The sequence below is a fragment of the Streptomyces sp. NPDC006372 genome, from assembly GCF_040612515.1.
GTDB lineage: Bacteria > Actinomycetota > Actinomycetes > Streptomycetales > Streptomycetaceae > Streptomyces.
Genome location: NZ_JBEXQJ010000028.1, coordinates 45,962 through 60,918, shown reverse-complemented (window position 1 = coordinate 60,918; position 14,957 = coordinate 45,962). Strand labels below are relative to the sequence as shown.

Sequence of the window (14,957 nt, the reverse complement as noted above, 5' to 3'; positions counted from 1 at the left end):
CGAATCCGGGCAGTCGCGCGCCGGACACGACGAAGCCGCGGAACGGTGTGCTGTACGGCAGCGAACGGTCTGCCCTGAGAATGTGCGACGTTCGGGCGACGCTCTAAATTCATTCAGAGCGTTCCGAGGACGTTCAGAGAACGTCGTCCTCCACGGGCGTCACCCGAGAGGTGTCCCGGCTCACGAGGAATTCCGGCCGGGGAGAGGAAGCGGGCGCGTTGCTCACGGCGTTGTACGTGATCAGCAACAAGGCCCGGCGGTCCGCCGATCGGTTGTCGGACGAGGAATGGACGATGCTCGGGTGGAAGGCGTAGATCGTGCCCGCGGGCCCGACCGCCAACTGCTTCGGCGTCTTCCGCGTCAGTGCGTCGACCTCGGCCTGCGGAACGGTGTACTCGAGGTCGGACGCCACGTGGTTGCGCCAGTCACCGCTGCGTTCGCGCTGCTCGTCGGAGTCCGACTCGATGAGGCCAAGTCGGTGGCTGCCCGGCAACACCTGGAGGGGACCGTTGGCCTCATGGGTGTCGTCCAGGAACAGGGCGATGTTGACCGCGCTGGGCGCGGTCATGCCGTCTTCGTTCTTCCAGAAGGCGAAGTCCTGGTGCCAGGGCCAGGCCGCTCCCTCGTGCGGCTGCTTCAGATTGACCTTGAACTGGTAGACGTACACCGGTTCGCCGATGAGCGCCTCGGCCAGACCGACGAGCATCGGCAGCCGGACGAGCCTGGCGCAGGTCTCGTCGAACAGGTGACATCCGTGGAGGGCGCGGACGGTTTTTCCGTCTGTCTCGTGGACGACTTCAGGGCGCTTCTGCCGGCTGATACTCTCGACGCTCTCGCGGAGCTTCTTTATGCCGACTTCCTCGAATCGCGAGGGAAGTCTGAACCAACCGCTCTCGTTGTACTCCGCCTTTGCCGACTGTAATAAATCGTCTTGGGCCTGCATGTCTATTCCTTTCGGCAAGAAGGGTATGCCGGAGTGACACCGAGAGGCGACTCTAGCATCACCCCAAGACGTTTCCTAGTGAATATTTTTCGTCCGCAAGGTTGCCGAGCGATTTTGACATATCGGGAAGTAACCGGCGGGGGTATGTTGAATTTCAGCCATATCAATGCGGGCGACCGTTCAGTATGGCTGTTACCCGCCGCAGGGGTGAGTAATATGCGTGCGGGCAGTGCGCCGCTTACTCGTGCGGCTCGGTGCGCCTCTTCCGCGTCTTTCACGTCCTTATCTCTCTCGATCCGGGGGGTCTGGTGTTACGCCTGTCACGCCCAGCGCCTGTGCGCGCCATCAAAGACACCATGGGCGGCCTGCCGAGTCGGTTCTGGTGGCTGTGGGCGAGCACACTGATCAACCGGCTCGGCGGCTTCGTCACGACGTTCCTCGCGCTGTATCTGACGGTGGACCAGGGCCTCTCGGCGAGCTTCGCCGGGCTGGTGGCCGCGCTGTACGGGATAGGAGGCACAGTCGCGGCCGTCGTGGCGGGGGTCCTGGCCGACCGCCTCGGGCGGCGCCCCACGCTTCTGGTGTCCCAGCTGGCCACGGCCGCCGCCATGGCGATCCTCGGGTTCAGCCGGCAACCTGTGCTGATCGCGGTGGTCGTCACCGTTCTGGGCGTCACGGCCAACGCCGCACGCCCGTGCATCCAGGCCATCATCGCCGACCTGGTGTCGGACAAGGACCGGGTCCGAGCTTTCTCCCTCAACTACTGGGCGGTCAACATCGGCTTCGGTGTGGCCTCAGCCGCGGCCGGGCTGATCGCCGAGCAGGGATACCTGCTGTTGTTCCTCGGCAACTCGGCATCCGTCCTGCTGTGCGCCATCGTCATCTTCCTGAAGGTGCCCGAGACCAGGCCGCAGGATCCCCCTTCCGCAGACCAGACCCCTTCCGCAGACCGCGACACGGCTGTCGAGCAGACGACGGACGACGAACCCAGTAGCTCCGCGCCGGGGCTGGGTGCGGTGCTGCGGGACGGGCGGTTCATGGTTGTGGTCTTCCTGGCCTTCCTGGTCGCCATGGTGCTCATGCAGTACACCACCTCGCTGCCGGTCAGCATGGGCAAGGAGGGCTTCTCCAGTGCCGACTACGGCTTCGTGATCAGCATGAACGGACTCATGGTCGTCCTCGCCCAGATCCCTGTCACCAGACTGCTGAAGGACACCAGGCCCGTCACCGTCCTCGTCGTCGCATCCCTGCTCGCCGGCTTCGGCTTCGGGCTCACTGCCCTGGTCCACTCCGTGCCCCTCTACATCATGACGGTCTGTATCTGGACCATCGGCGAGATCATGCACAACCCGACCAGCATGGCTCTGGCTGCGGGGCTCTCCCCGGCCCACATCCGAGGCCGCTACCAGGGCATCTACACGCTGTCCTGGTCCGGAGCCACCTTCGCGGGGCCTCTGCTGGGCGGGATCGTCATCGACCGTTTTGGATCCGACACCCTGTGGGCGGGGTGCGCCGTCGTCGGCGTGATCGCCGCTGTGGGGTACGGGGCCCTGGCCAAGCCGCTGGGCCAGGTGATCGCCCCTGCCGCACCGACCAGTACACAGCAGGAACGGGAGCCCGAAACTCAAGGGTGAGGGATGAGCCATGAAGCAGGGCGGGTAATCGTCCGATGCGCCGCATGCATGTGTCGCCGACCTTCGAGGAGACGCTCATGAACCTTTCTGCGACGTCCAGTTGGCAGATACGGGTGGAGGAACGTCACAGTCTGACCATCGGCTTATATGCCCGGGACGCCGCCGGCCTGCGGTCATGGACGGATTGCGACATACCTCCCTTGACGCCTGCCGTGGGCATCCGCTCCGACCTCGCCCACTTGGCCGGGCCGGAGACGTCGGCCGAGTGGGACAGGTGGTGGCGCCGGGAACTGTTGCAGCAGGACGAGACCGGCCCGGGGCTGTACCCCCCGCATTTTCCGGCACTTCAGGGCAGTCCCCGGCTTGCCGCGCTCATCCGCGCGTGTTTCGAAGATGCGGTGGCGTGGAACGCCCGGCGGTACCAACAGCGAAGCGCCATTTCGGCCGGTGACGAGTCATGCGCCCCTGAGGGGGACCTGGTGGGCAGGGTGGAGGCGGAGATCGGCCGGAAGGCACGTCCGTTCCGCCTGCTTGTCACCCGCCTGCCGGTCGCTGGGGACACCGGGTGGCGGGTTGCGCCCGACCACGTCCTTGTGAGCGAGGCCCGGCGCGACAACCCGTCGGCCTACGGCGCATGGCTCACGCCCGTGATCCGCGAGTTGGCCTGACACGGCGGAGCTCCGCTGACAGCTCGGCCCGTGGTTCTTCACTGCCCCGGGCCGTCTTACGGCCCACCGGGCTTTGGGCCGCTGGGTGCTCAGGCCAGGTACGCGACGACCTGCGCGACTACGTGGTCGAGCACCCGCACGATGACCAGGCGGTGCTGGTGGTCGACGAGACCGGAGACGTGAAGAAGGGCACCGGCACGGTCGGCGTCAGCGCCAGTACACCGGCACCGCGGGCAGGATCGAGAACGCTCAGGTCGCCGTCTACCTGGTCTACGCCGGCCGGCGCGGGCACGTGGCAGTGGACCGGGAACTGTACGTCCCGCGCTCCTGGACCTCCGCCCCCGACCTCTGCCGCGCCGCCGGGCTCGGCGGGGAGACTCCCTTCGCCACCAAACCGGAGCTGGCCGCCCGCATGGTCGCCGGGGTTCCTGGACGCCAGCCGTCAGGCCGCATGGGTCGCGGTCGACGAGGTCAACGGCGGCAACCCCAAGCTGCGAGACGCGCTGGAGAAACGTGGCACCGGCTACATCCTCGCGGTGGCCTGCTCGCACGAAGTCACCACCAGCGCGGGGAAGTTCCGTGCGGACACGCTGGCCAAGCAGGTGCCCAAACGGGCCTGGCAGAAGCTCTCCGCCGAGGCCGGAGCCAAGGGCCACCGCTTCTACGACTGGGGCCGTCATCGACCTCGCCGACCCAAGGCCCGGCAGTCGCCAACTGCTGATCCGCCGCAACCGCAGCACCGGCGAACTCGCCTACTAGCGCTGCTACTCGCCCACACCGGTGCCCCTGACCACGCTGGTGCGAGTCGCTGGATCAAGATGGCGAAAAGACCATGGGGTGGGAGTCATCGAGTGGCACGTGAGCCCTCGCGTGGCTCAAGTACGGCCATGCCGGAGCTTCAGAGAGGGCGGGAGTCAGTGAATGTGGCTTCCGCCCATTCTGCCGGCAGCATCGCCGTGATGCTGGTATGCAAGGGTGCCCAGCGGGCGTGGCTGCGGAGAGGCGGAATCCTCCTCTCGGAGAGGCAACTCACTGAATTCCAACCCGAGTGCTTCGGCGACGGCCAAGTGAAGCTCAAGAAGGGCCTCGTGGAGCGTCTGGAATTCACCTTTTCGCTCCTCTCTCGACTGAGAGTAGTCCGGCCACTTCATGTCAACAGTGCTACTCGCCCAGTGAACGAACCAGTCATAAATGAAGTCGGTTAGGGGCTCGATTATGTCATCGCCGACGGACTTTAGGTCGGCGGCCGCTGCATGGGCTAGGCCCGCCTCATGCTCACATGCGCTGCGAGCCTGCAGAATGTAATCAAAATCGGGAGCGGAAGCCACATGAGCGCGTGCGAGAATCGCGATGGATTTACTCCAGCGGTCCAGGGCTTCCTGCAACGTGCGGTACGCGCTGATGGTTCTTGCTGTCGCGCCCCCGGAGCCGAGTTCCGCCTTGTACTGAAGCATTGATAGCCGGTCGATCTCCCCCTTGTCGAAGCGAGTGTGGCAGTTGGGGCAGAGGGCGATCATGTTGTCGAAGTCATGCGCCCGGGTTTTGGCCCAGGGGGTGATGTGGGCGAGCTCGAGGGTGGTGGCACGACAGGTCGGGATAGCGCACCTGTGCCCGGCCTCGACGAGCAGGTCGCGAGCTAACTGGCGCGGTACTGCGGGACGGTTGTCAGGCATGGAGGGATCGTAGGCGGCGGCACTGACGAGAGGGTTCGCCAGCGGGTGAGGAGGGTGTGGCCCACACGCTCCTCACACGCGAACCGTGAGAGACAACGAGAGAGGGCGGGAGTCAGTGAGACTGACTCCCGCCCTCTTCTGTCGGCATCCGCCCTGGTCAGCGCTTGATTTCTGCTGATCCTTGGCGAGTGCCCCCGGCAGGATTCGAACCTGCGCACACGGCTCCGGAGGCCGTTGCTCTATCCCCTGAGCTACGGGGGCGTGTCGGTCGCGTTGCTCGCGGCGACGGGTAGAACACTACCAGCTCCCTCGGGGTGGTCATGAACGGGTTTCCGCTGTCGAGGGCGGGTGTGTGGGTCGCCCGTGCGGGGTGGAAGTGGGGAAAACCCGGACGCGGTGGCCGGGGCCGACCTACTCTCGAGTTGTGCCAGGCGCGTCGGGCCGGGTGCTTGTTGTGGACGACAACAAGGTCATCCGGCAGTTGATCAGGGTCAACCTCGAGCTGGAGGGGCTGGAGGTCGTGACCGCGGCCGATGGTGCCGAGTGTCTTGATGTCGTTCATCAGGTGCGGCCCGATGTTGTGACCCTCGATGTGGTGATGCCCCGGCTGGACGGGCTCCGTACAGCCGCACGCCTGCGGGCCGATCCGCGCACCCGTGACGTGCCCCTCGCCATCGTCAGTGCGTGCAGCCAGCACGAGGTCGAGTCCGGGCTGGAGGTGGGCATCGACGCCTTCCTTGCCAAGCCGTTCGAGCCGGCCGAACTCGTCGGGATGGTGCGGCAGTTGATCGAGCGGGAGCGGCGAGATCGGCGGGAGCCGCGTGGGGGCCGACAGGGCGGTGGTTCCGGCGCTGATGGTGACGGTGCTCAGACGCCGGCTGCCGATCAGCCGGCCGTGCCATGACCGAGCCGTGCCATGAGCCAGCCGTGCCATGAGGCCGAGGCGACAGCCGATCGGCCGACCGTCCCGTAACTGACCCGACAGCCGATCAGCCGACGCAGCCCTAGCCGAGTCCGTAGCCGATCATCCGACCGCACCCCTGGCCGAGTCCGTAGCCGATCATCCGACCGCACCCCTGGCCGAGTCCGTAGCCGATCATCCGACCGCACCCCTAGCCGAGCCCGTAGCCGATCAGCCCCGTACCGTGGCCGACCAGCACCCACACGACCCCACCCCCTGCCCCGCGCCCCCGCGTCCACATCCCGGACCCCACCCAAACCGGCTCGCATACCCACCCCCCTCCTCCCATACGCTTGTCCCCGTGACCCCCGCCGAGCTCTCCCGCACCGTGCTGCACGCCGTACGGCGTGCTGTCGACGATGGTGAGCTCAGCGTGACCGTGCCGGAGCGGGTCGTGGTCACTCCGCCGGGGCCCGGGGGCTGTGGCGACTACGCCACCAACATCGCGCTGCAGCTGGCCGGCGAGGCGGGGCAGCAGCCGCGGCGGGTGGCGGAGATCCTGCGGGCGCGGCTCCTCGGCGAGTGCCGGTTCACCGATGTCGTCGTCACGGGGCCCGGGTTCCTCAACGTCAGCCTGCAGAGCACCGCCTCCGCCGACCTCGTCGCGGAGATCCTGCGGCGTGGGCGGCGGTACGGTCACGTGACGACCGGGTTCAGCGGGACCGCCGTCCGCCTCCGGTGTCCGGCAGAGGTGCGTGCCGTCGTGGTCGCGGACGCCTTGGCCCGGGTGCTGCGGAGCCAGGGGGACTTCGTCCGGATCGAGTGCGACGGTCGGCCCGCCCCGGAGTGGGAGTCGGTCCTGGGAGTGGACGTCACCACCCGGGGGCCGCGTCTCATCACCGACGGGGTCCTCACCGTGAGCCCGGTCCCGGCTCCCGCCGACCCCCTGCCCCTGGGGCGTGACGCCGCCCGCTGGGCGCTGCTCCACCCGGCCGCCCACGACCGGCCCCGGATCACCGGGGAGCATCTGGTCCAGCGGGAGACCAACCCTCTCTTCCGCGTCCGCTACGCCCACGCCCGTACCCGGGCCCTCCTGCGCAACGCCGCCGACCTGGGCTTCGCACCCGAGTCCGGGCCGGTGCACGCGAGTGACACGGCGCCGCTGCTCGCCGCGCTCGGTGACCACCCGCGCATCCTCGCCGCCGGCGCGACGCACCACACCCCCGACCGTCTGGCCCGGCACCTCGTCACCGTCGCCGACGCCACGCTGCCGGTGCTTCCCGCCGTGCTGCCGCTCGGCGAGGAGAAACCCTCGGCCGCCCACCGTGCCCGGCTCGCGCTCGCCGAAGCCGCCGGGACGGTGCTGGCCGGCGGCCTGTCCCTGCTCGGCATCGACGCACCCGATCACCTCTGAAAGACACGAACATGAGCCGTTCCGCACACCCCGCCGGGCCCCGTCACGCCGATGTCCTCCCCGAGGGCCACTACTCCGCCCCGCCCGCCGACCTCAATGCCCTCGACCCCAAGGTCTGGGCGCAGACCGTGACGCGTGACGCTGACGGTGTCGTCACCGTCGGCGGGATTCCGGTCTCGCGGCTCGCCGAGGAGTTCGGCACCCCCGCCTACGTCCTCGACGAGGCCGACTTCCGCGCCCGGGCCCGGGCCTGGCGCACCGCCTTCGGTCAGGACGCCGACGTGTTCTACGCCGGCAAGGCGTTTCTGTCCCGTGCCGTCGTGCGCTGGCTGCACGAGGAGGGGCTGAACGTCGACGTCTGCTCCGGCGGTGAGCTGGCGACCGCCCTCTCCGCCGGGATGCCCGCGGAGCGCATCGCCTTCCACGGCAACAACAAGTCCGTCGACGAGATCACCCGGGCCGTCGAGGCCGGCATCGGGCACATCGTGCTCGACTCCTTCCAGGAGATCGCCCGCGTCGCCCACATCGCGCAGAGCCTCGGGAAGCGGCAGAAGGTCCTGATCCGGATCACCGTCGGCGTCGAGGCGCACACCCACGAGTTCATCGCCACGGCCCACGAGGACCAGAAGTTCGGCATCCCGCTGGCCGGCGGGCGGGCCGCCGAGGCCGTGCGCCGTGCCCTGCAGCTCGACGGGCTCGAGCTGGTCGGCATCCACAGCCACATCGGCTCGCAGATCTTCGACATGTCCGGCTTCGAGGTCGCCGCCCACCGGGTCGTCTCGCTGCTCAAGGACGTCCGCGACGAGCACGGCGTCGAACTGCCCGAGATCGACCTCGGCGGCGGGCTCGGCATCGCGTACACCAGCGACGACGACCCCCGCGAGCCGCACGAGATCGCCAAGTCGCTCACCGAGATCGTCACGCGGGAGTGCGAGGCCGCGAAGCTGCGCACGCCGCGCATCTCCGTGGAGCCGGGGCGCGCCATCGTCGGGCCGACCGCCTTCACGCTCTACGAGGTCGGCACCATCAAGCCGCTCGACGGGCTGCGGACGTACGTCTCCGTCGACGGCGGCATGTCGGACAACATCCGCACCGCGCTGTACGACGCCGAGTACAGCGTGGCGCTGGTCTCCCGCACCTCCGACGCCGCGCCGATGCTCGCCCGGGTCGTCGGCAAGCACTGCGAGAGCGGGGACATCGTGGTCAAGGACGCGTTCCTGCCGGCCGACCTGGCACCGGGTGACCTCGTCGCCGTGCCGGCCACCGGCGCCTACTGCCGGTCCATGGCCAGCAACTACAACCACGTGCTCCGGCCGCCGGTCGTCGCCGTACGCGACGGTGAGGCCCGGGTGATCGTCCGCCGGGAGACCGAGGAGGACCTGCTGCGTCTCGACGTCGGCTGAGCCGAACCGGCGGCGGGGTGGAAGATCTCCTGTCCGCCACCCCGGTACAAATGAAATCGATGTCTCACGATCCGGACGAAGGGCAGAAACTCCCGTCCGGTGAGTGAGACTGGTGCAACCGTAGACGGTATGAGGAAACGAGGTCGGATGATGCGTACGCGTCCGCTGAAGGTGGCGCTGCTGGGCTGTGGAGTGGTCGGCTCAGAGGTGGCGCGCATCATGACGACGCACGCCGACGACCTCACGGCCCGGATCGGGGCCCCGGTGGAGCTCGCGGGCGTGGCCGTACGGCGGCCCGACAGGGTGCGCGAGGGCATCGCCCCCGAGCTCGTCACCACCGACGCCACCGCCCTCGTCAAGCGCGGCGACATCGACGTCGTCGTCGAGGTGATCGGCGGGATCGAGCCCGCGCGGACCCTCATCACCACCGCCTTCGAGCACGGCGCCTCCGTCGTCTCCGCCAACAAGGCGCTGCTCGCCCAGGACGGGGCCGCGCTGCACGCCGCCGCCGACGAGCACGACAAGGACCTCTACTACGAGGCGGCCGTCGCCGGTGCCATCCCGCTGATCCGGCCGCTGCGCGAGTCCCTCGCCGGCGACAAGATCAACCGGGTGATGGGCATCGTCAACGGCACCACCAACTTCATCCTCGACAAGATGGACTCGACGGGCGCCGGCTACCAGGAGGCGCTCGACGAGGCCACGGCGCTCGGGTACGCGGAGGCCGACCCGACCGCCGACGTCGAGGGCTTCGACGCCGCCGCCAAGGCCGCGATCCTCGCCGGTATCGCGTTCCACACGCGCGTGCGCCTCGACGACGTCTACCGCGAGGGCATGACCGAGGTCACCGCGGCCGACTTCGCCTCCGCCAAGGAGATGGGCTGCACCATCAAGCTGCTCGCCATCTGCGAGCGGGCCGCGGACGGCGCGTCCGTCACGGCGCGCGTGCACCCGGCCATGATCCCGCTGAGCCACCCGCTGGCCTCCGTGCGCGGCGCCTACAACGCCGTGTTCGTCGAGTCCGACGCCGCCGGGCAGCTCATGTTCTACGGCCCCGGAGCGGGCGGTTCCCCGACGGCGTCCGCCGTGCTCGGCGACCTCGTCGCCGTCTGCCGCAACCGGATCGGCGGCGCGACCGGACCGGGTGAGTCCGCCTACGCGGCCCTGCCGGTGTCGCCGATGGGCGACGTCATCACGCGGTACCACATCAGCCTCGACGTGGCCGACAAACCGGGTGTTCTCGCCCAGGTCGCGACCGTCTTCGCCGAGCACGGAGTCTCGATCGATACGGTTCGCCAGTCGGGGAAGGACGGCGAGGCCTCCCTCGTCGTCGTCACGCACCGTGCGTCCGACGCCGCCCTCACCGGGACCGTCGAGGCGTTGCGCAAGCTCGACACCGTGCGTGGTGTCGCCAGCATCATGCGGGTTGAAGGAGAGTAACCAGCAATGACCCACCAGTGGCGCGGAATCATCGAGGAGTACCGGGACCGGCTGCCCGTCTCCGACACCACGCCGGTCGTGACGCTTCGCGAGGGCGGCACGCCCCTCGTGCCCGCGCAGGTGCTCTCCGAGCGCACGGGCTGCGAGGTCCACCTCAAGGTGGAGGGCGCGAACCCGACCGGCTCCTTCAAGGACCGCGGCATGACCATGGCCATCACGCGGGCCAAGGAGGAGGGCGCGAAGGCCGTCATCTGCGCCTCCACCGGCAACACCTCGGCCTCCGCCGCCGCGTACGCCGTGCGGGCCGGGATGGTCTGCGCCGTGCTGGTGCCGCAGGGCAAGATCGCGCTCGGCAAGATGGGCCAGGCCCTCGTCCACGGCGCGAAGATCCTCCAGGTCGACGGCAACTTCGACGACTGCCTCACGCTCGCGCGCGGCCTGAGCGACAACTACCCCGTGGCGCTGGTCAATTCGGTCAACCCGGTACGTATCGAGGGTCAGAAGACGGCTGCCTTCGAGATCGTCGACATGCTCGGCGACGCGCCCGACATCCATGTGCTGCCGGTCGGCAACGCGGGCAACATCACGGCCTATTGGAAGGGCTACCAGGAGTACGCCGCCGACAGCGTCGCCTCCCGGACCCCGCGGATGTGGGGTTTCCAGGCTTCCGGCAGTGCGCCGATCGTGCGCGGTGAGGTCGTCAAGGACCCGTCGACCATCGCCACCGCCATCCGCATCGGCAACCCGGCCTCGTGGCAGTACGCGCTCGCCGCGCGGGACGAATCGGGTGGTTCCATCGACGAGGTGACGGACCGTGAGATTCTGCGCGCCTACCGGCTGTTGGCCTCGCAGGAGGGGGTCTTCGTCGAGCCCGCGTCCGCCGCGTCGGTCGCCGGTCTGCTGAAGGCCGCCGAGCAGGGCAAGGTCGACCCGGGGCAGCGGATCGTGTGCACCGTCACGGGCAACGGCCTGAAGGACCCCGACTGGGCCGTCGCCGGTGCCCCGCAGCCGGTCACCGTACCCGTCGACTCGGCGGCCGCGGCGGAGCGCCTGGGCCTCGTCTGAGGGGCGCCCCGGACCGGCCCGACGTGCGCCGACGCACCGAGCGCCGGTGCAGTGCCCGGCACGGTCCGGCGTAAGACGGCGCTTGGCCGGGGGGCTTCCCTACGGGGGGTGCACAGGGGGCTTACGACACGCATCGTGCGCCTCCTGTGCGCCCTATGTCGCCACAGAACCTTCCTTCGATAGGCTGTACTGAACCCGCCCGCCGCATATGCCTCAGCACAGGGCTCGGCGCCGCGCCGTCTCCACGGCCGGTACAGCGGCCGGCCTCCCCGGCCGGCAGCGGCCCCCAGGGTTCTCGTACGCCATCGAATGTCCGTCCCACGTCATTCGACAATCACGCAGCTCAAGGAGAGTCATCGAGCGATGGCCGGTCCAGCGTTCCGCGCCGCCGCCGTCCGGGTGCGCGTCCCCGCCACCAGCGCCAACCTCGGCCCGGGCTTCGACGCCCTCGGCCTCGCGCTGGGCTTGTACGACGACGTCGTCGTCCGGGTGGCCGACTCCGGGCTGCACATCGACATCGCGGGAGAGGGCAGCGAGACCCTCCCGCGCGACGAGCAGCACCTCCTCGTCCGTTCCCTGCGCACCGCCTTCGACCTGCTGGGCGGACAGCCCCGCGGCCTGGAGATCGTCTGCGCGAACCGCATTCCGCACGGCCGGGGCCTCGGCTCCTCCTCGGCCGCCATCTGCGCCGGAATCGTCGCCGCCCGCGCCGTGACCATAGGCGCCGAGGCCAAGCTCGACGACACCGCGCTGCTCGAGCTGGCCACGGAGATCGAGGGCCACCCGGACAACGTCGCGGCGTGTCTGCTCGGTGGCTTCACCCTGTCCTGGATGGAGGGCGGCGCGGCCCGCGCGATCAGGATGGACCCCGCCGATTCCATCGTTCCGGTGGTTTTCGTCCCCGGAAAGCCGGTACTCACCGAGACGGCGCGCGGCCTGCTCCCGCGCACCGTTCCGCACGTCGACGCTGCCGCCAACGCCGGCCGGGCCGCCCTGCTCGTCGAGGCCCTGACCCGTCGCCCCGAGCTGCTGCTGCCGGCCACCGAGGACCGTCTGCACCAGGAGTACCGCGCCCCGGCCATGCCCGAGAGCGCGGCGCTCGTGGAGCGGCTGCGGTCCGAGGGCGTCCCCGCGGTCATCTCCGGTGCCGGACCGACGGTCATGGCGCTGGCCGACGCGGGCACCGCCGACAAGGTCCAGGCCCTGGCGGGCGCGGACTGGGCGGCGAACCGGCTGCACCTCGACCAGCAGGGCACGAGCGTGCTTCCGCTCGCGGCCTCCAGCGACATCTGAAAGCACACGGTTGCCGGATTTGGAGAGGGGGAATGTTTGTTGGATCCGGTAGTGTTAACCTCAAGTCTGCACCCGACCTCACCATGGCGAGGTGCCTCGTGTCCCCGTCCGGGACAGACATTCTTCCGGGAGCTCCCCAAGCCGCACTGTGTTCTGTACGTCGGACCGTACGCCGTACACGGCCACTGAGCGGGGCGCAGGGCACGCTCCGGAACCGGTGTGACCACGCCGCCTGACACTGACACTGGGTGCCACGGCACAAGGAAGCGCCATCACCAGATTCCTCCGCCGCTTAGGCGGACCACCGCCCCGGCACGGTTCACACCACACGGACCGAAGCCGGACAGCACAACCGGTCGCCGAGCCAGACAGGCCGACGTCCGCTCCAGGGAAGGACCCTTCGTGAGCGACACCACCGATCTGATGGGCGCACGTGTCGAGGAGACCGCTGCCGCGCCCGCCACGGACGCCTCCGCGCCTGCCAGCGGTGCCGGCTCCCGGCGGCGCCGCGGTACCGGCCTCGAGGGCATGGTGCTGGCCGAGCTGCAGCAGGTCGCATCCGGCCTCGGCATCAGGGGCACCGCGCGGATGCGCAAGAGCCAGCTGATCGAGGTCATCAAGGAGGCGCAGGCGTCCGGCGGCGCCGCTCCGGCCGCGAAGGCCGACGCCCCCGCCGAGGCCAAGCCGAAGCGCCGCGCCACCTCCCGGGCCCGTACGGGTGACAACGCGGAGAAGGCCGACAAGAAGGCGGACGCGAAGCAGGCCTCCGAGGCTCCCGCCGAGAAGGCCGAGAAGGCCACGGCGCAGCAGCAGATCGAGATCCCCGGCCAGCCCGCCTCCGACGACGCCCCTTCCGAGCGCCGTCGTCGCCGTGCCACCGCCGACGCCGGAGCCCCGGCCTCCGCTCCCGAGACCGTCGCCGCCGAGGCGAAGAACGAGTCCAAGGGCGAGGCGCCTGCGCAGCAGCAGTCCCAGCAGCAGTCCCAGAACAAGGACAACGACGCCAAGTCCGACTCCGGTGACGGTGGCGAGGGCCGCCGTCGCGACCGCCGTGACCGCGGCCGGGACCGCGACCGCGACCGTGGACGGGGCAACAAGGGCGACGACCAGCAGGGCGGCGGCCAGCGCGGCCAGCAGCAGAACCAGGGTGGCGGCGGCCGTCAGGACCGCGGCCAGCAGGACGACGACGACTTCGAGGGCGGCCGTCGTGGCCGTCGCGGGCGTTACCGCGACCGCCGTGGCCGTCGCGGCCGCGACGACGTGCAGGAGCCGCAGATCGCCGAGGACGACGTCCTGATCCCCGTCGCGGGCATCCTGGACATCCTCGACAACTACGCCTTCATCCGCACGTCCGGCTACCTGCCCGGCCCGAACGACGTGTACGTCTCCCTCGCCCAGGTCCGCAAGAACGGCCTGCGCAAGGGCGACCACATCACCGGCGCGGTCCGTCAGCCCAAGGAAGGCGAGCGGCGCGAGAAGTTCAACGCGCTGGTCCGCCTGGACTCCGTCAACGGCATGGCTCCCGAACACGGCCGTGGCCGCCCGGAGTTCAACAAGCTGACGCCGCTGTACCCGCAGGACCGGCTCCGCCTGGAGACCGACCCGGGCGTGCTCACCACCCGCATCATCGACCTGGTCTCGCCGATCGGTAAGGGGCAGCGCGGTCTGATCGTGGCCCCGCCGAAGACCGGTAAGACCATGATCATGCAGGCGATCGCCAACGCGATCACGCACAACAACCCCGAGTGCCACCTGATGGTCGTCCTCGTCGACGAGCGTCCGGAAGAGGTCACCGACATGCAGCGGTCGGTCAAGGGCGAGGTCATCTCCTCGACCTTCGACCGCCCGGCCGAGGACCACACCACGGTCGCCGAGCTCGCCATCGAGCGTGCCAAGCGCCTGGTCGAGCTGGGCCACGACGTGGTCGTGCTGCTCGACTCGATCACCCGTCTGGGCCGCGCCTACAACCTGGCGGCCCCGGCCTCCGGCCGCATCCTGTCCGGTGGTGTCGACTCGACGGCGCTGTACCCGCCGAAGCGCTTCTTCGGTGCCGCGCGGAACATCGAGGACGGCGGCTCGCTGACCATCCTCGCCACCGCCCTGGTGGACACCGGGTCCCGCATGGACGAGGTGATCTTCGAGGAGTTCAAGGGCACCGGCAACATGGAGCTCAAGCTCGACCGGAAGCTCGCCGACAAGCGCATCTTCCCGGCGGTGGACGTCGACGCGTCCGGCACCCGCAAGGAAGAGATCCTGCTCGGCAACGAGGAGCTCTCCGTCGTCTGGAAGCTCCGCCGTGTCCTGCACGCCCTGGACCAGCAGCAGGCGATCGAGCTGCTCCTCGACAAGATGAAGCAGACCAAGTCGAACGTCGAGTTCCTGATGCAGATCCAGAAGACGACGCCGACGCCGGGGAACGGTGACTGAGCGCCGCCGAGGTTCGGCTGTCCGCCGACTGCGGCTTCGTCGTAGCCGGTCGCGCAGCTCCCCGCGCCCCTGAGGGACGCAAGGGCCGCCCCCCGT

The 14,957-nt window shown here is 69.3% G+C and carries 11 protein-coding genes, 1 tRNA gene and 1 pseudogene; 10 read left to right on the top strand and 3 right to left on the bottom strand.

Annotation, left to right across the window (positions count from 1 at the left end; translation table 11 throughout):
- Positions 1 to 133: 133 nt before the first annotated feature.
- Positions 134 to 943 carry a phytanoyl-CoA dioxygenase family protein gene (locus tag ABZ016_RS31630; RefSeq protein ID WP_356920117.1) on the bottom strand — a complete coding sequence of 270 codons (810 nt, stop codon included), beginning with the start codon at positions 941 to 943 and terminating at the stop codon, positions 134 to 136.
- Positions 944 to 1,278: 335 nt separating this feature from the next.
- Between ABZ016_RS31630 and ABZ016_RS31625 the strand changes: the two genes are divergently transcribed.
- The 3 genes and pseudogenes from ABZ016_RS31625 to ABZ016_RS31615 form a co-directional block, all read left to right on the top strand.
- On the top strand, positions 1,279 to 2,577 hold the full coding sequence (locus tag ABZ016_RS31625; protein WP_356920116.1) for an MFS transporter: 1,299 nt from the start codon (positions 1,279 to 1,281) through the stop codon (positions 2,575 to 2,577).
- Positions 2,578 to 2,612: 35 nt separating this feature from the next.
- The gene (locus ABZ016_RS31620; RefSeq protein ID WP_356920115.1) at positions 2,613 to 3,245 is read left to right on the top strand and encodes a hypothetical protein; all 633 of its coding nucleotides are present in this window, start codon (positions 2,613 to 2,615) and stop codon (positions 3,243 to 3,245) included.
- Between the two features lie 95 nt (positions 3,246 to 3,340).
- Positions 3,341 to 4,076 (top strand): annotated as a pseudogene (locus ABZ016_RS31615) (IS701 family transposase); the annotation flags it as partial.
- Between the two features lie 83 nt (positions 4,077 to 4,159).
- On the opposite strand, the gene ABZ016_RS31610 reads toward ABZ016_RS31615, so the two are convergent.
- Together ABZ016_RS31610 and ABZ016_RS31605 are read right to left on the bottom strand one after the other, a co-directional pair.
- Entirely contained in the window at positions 4,160 to 4,918 is a 759-nt protein-coding gene (locus ABZ016_RS31610; protein ID WP_356920114.1) for an HNH endonuclease signature motif containing protein, read from the bottom strand.
- Between the two features lie 189 nt (positions 4,919 to 5,107).
- Positions 5,108 to 5,179 (bottom strand) — tRNA-Arg (locus tag ABZ016_RS31605).
- A 115-nt stretch (positions 5,180 to 5,294) separates the two neighbouring features.
- Here ABZ016_RS31605 and ABZ016_RS31600 point away from each other — a divergent pair.
- The 7 genes from ABZ016_RS31600 to rho all read left to right on the top strand — a co-directional run bounded on the left by ABZ016_RS31600 (position 5,295) and on the right by rho (position 14,861).
- Complete coding sequence (locus tag ABZ016_RS31600) at positions 5,295 to 5,822, top strand: response regulator (protein ID WP_356920113.1); 528 nt, start codon at positions 5,295 to 5,297, stop codon at positions 5,820 to 5,822.
- 358 nt (positions 5,823 to 6,180) lie between these two features.
- Entirely contained in the window at positions 6,181 to 7,233 is a 1,053-nt protein-coding gene (gene nrtL, locus ABZ016_RS31595; protein WP_356920112.1) for an ArgS-related anticodon-binding protein NrtL, read from the top strand.
- An 11-nt stretch (positions 7,234 to 7,244) separates the two neighbouring features.
- Positions 7,245 to 8,636: a diaminopimelate decarboxylase gene (gene lysA / locus ABZ016_RS31590; protein ID WP_356920111.1), complete on the top strand. Its 1,392-nt coding sequence runs from the start codon at positions 7,245 to 7,247 to the stop codon at positions 8,634 to 8,636.
- A gap of 147 nt (positions 8,637 to 8,783) precedes the next feature.
- Positions 8,784 to 10,076 carry a homoserine dehydrogenase gene (locus ABZ016_RS31585; RefSeq protein WP_356920110.1) on the top strand — a complete coding sequence of 431 codons (1,293 nt, stop codon included), beginning with the start codon at positions 8,784 to 8,786 and terminating at the stop codon, positions 10,074 to 10,076.
- Positions 10,077 to 10,082: 6 nt separating this feature from the next.
- Positions 10,083 to 11,141: a threonine synthase gene (gene thrC / locus ABZ016_RS31580; protein ID WP_356920109.1), complete on the top strand. Its 1,059-nt coding sequence runs from the start codon at positions 10,083 to 10,085 to the stop codon at positions 11,139 to 11,141.
- Between the two features lie 363 nt (positions 11,142 to 11,504).
- Positions 11,505 to 12,434, top strand: a complete 930-nt coding sequence (gene thrB, locus ABZ016_RS31575) for a homoserine kinase (RefSeq protein ID WP_356920108.1) — start codon at positions 11,505 to 11,507, stop codon at positions 12,432 to 12,434.
- Positions 12,435 to 12,836: 402 nt separating this feature from the next.
- Positions 12,837 to 14,861 (top strand): transcription termination factor Rho, encoded by a 2,025-nt coding sequence (rho, locus tag ABZ016_RS31570; RefSeq protein WP_356920107.1) that lies wholly within the window; start codon positions 12,837 to 12,839, stop codon positions 14,859 to 14,861.
- The last annotated feature ends 96 nt before the right edge of the window (positions 14,862 to 14,957 follow it).

Bases quoted from the DNA above. Each gene is read 5' to 3' on its own strand.
- ABZ016_RS31630 (WP_356920117.1), bottom strand. From the start codon at position 943: ATGCAGGCCCAAGACGATTTATTACAGTCGGCAAAGGCGGAGTACAAC.
- ABZ016_RS31620 (WP_356920115.1), top strand. From the start codon at position 2,613: ATGCGCCGCATGCATGTGTCGCCGACCTTCGAGGAGACGCTCATGAAC.
- thrC (WP_356920109.1), top strand. From the start codon at position 10,083: ATGACCCACCAGTGGCGCGGAATCATCGAGGAGTACCGGGACCGGCTG.
- ABZ016_RS31610 (WP_356920114.1), bottom strand. From the start codon at position 4,918: ATGCCTGACAACCGTCCCGCAGTACCGCGCCAGTTAGCTCGCGACCTG.
- lysA (WP_356920111.1), top strand. From the start codon at position 7,245: ATGAGCCGTTCCGCACACCCCGCCGGGCCCCGTCACGCCGATGTCCTC.
- thrB (WP_356920108.1), top strand. From the start codon at position 11,505: ATGGCCGGTCCAGCGTTCCGCGCCGCCGCCGTCCGGGTGCGCGTCCCC.
- ABZ016_RS31585 (WP_356920110.1), top strand. From the start codon at position 8,784: ATGATGCGTACGCGTCCGCTGAAGGTGGCGCTGCTGGGCTGTGGAGTG.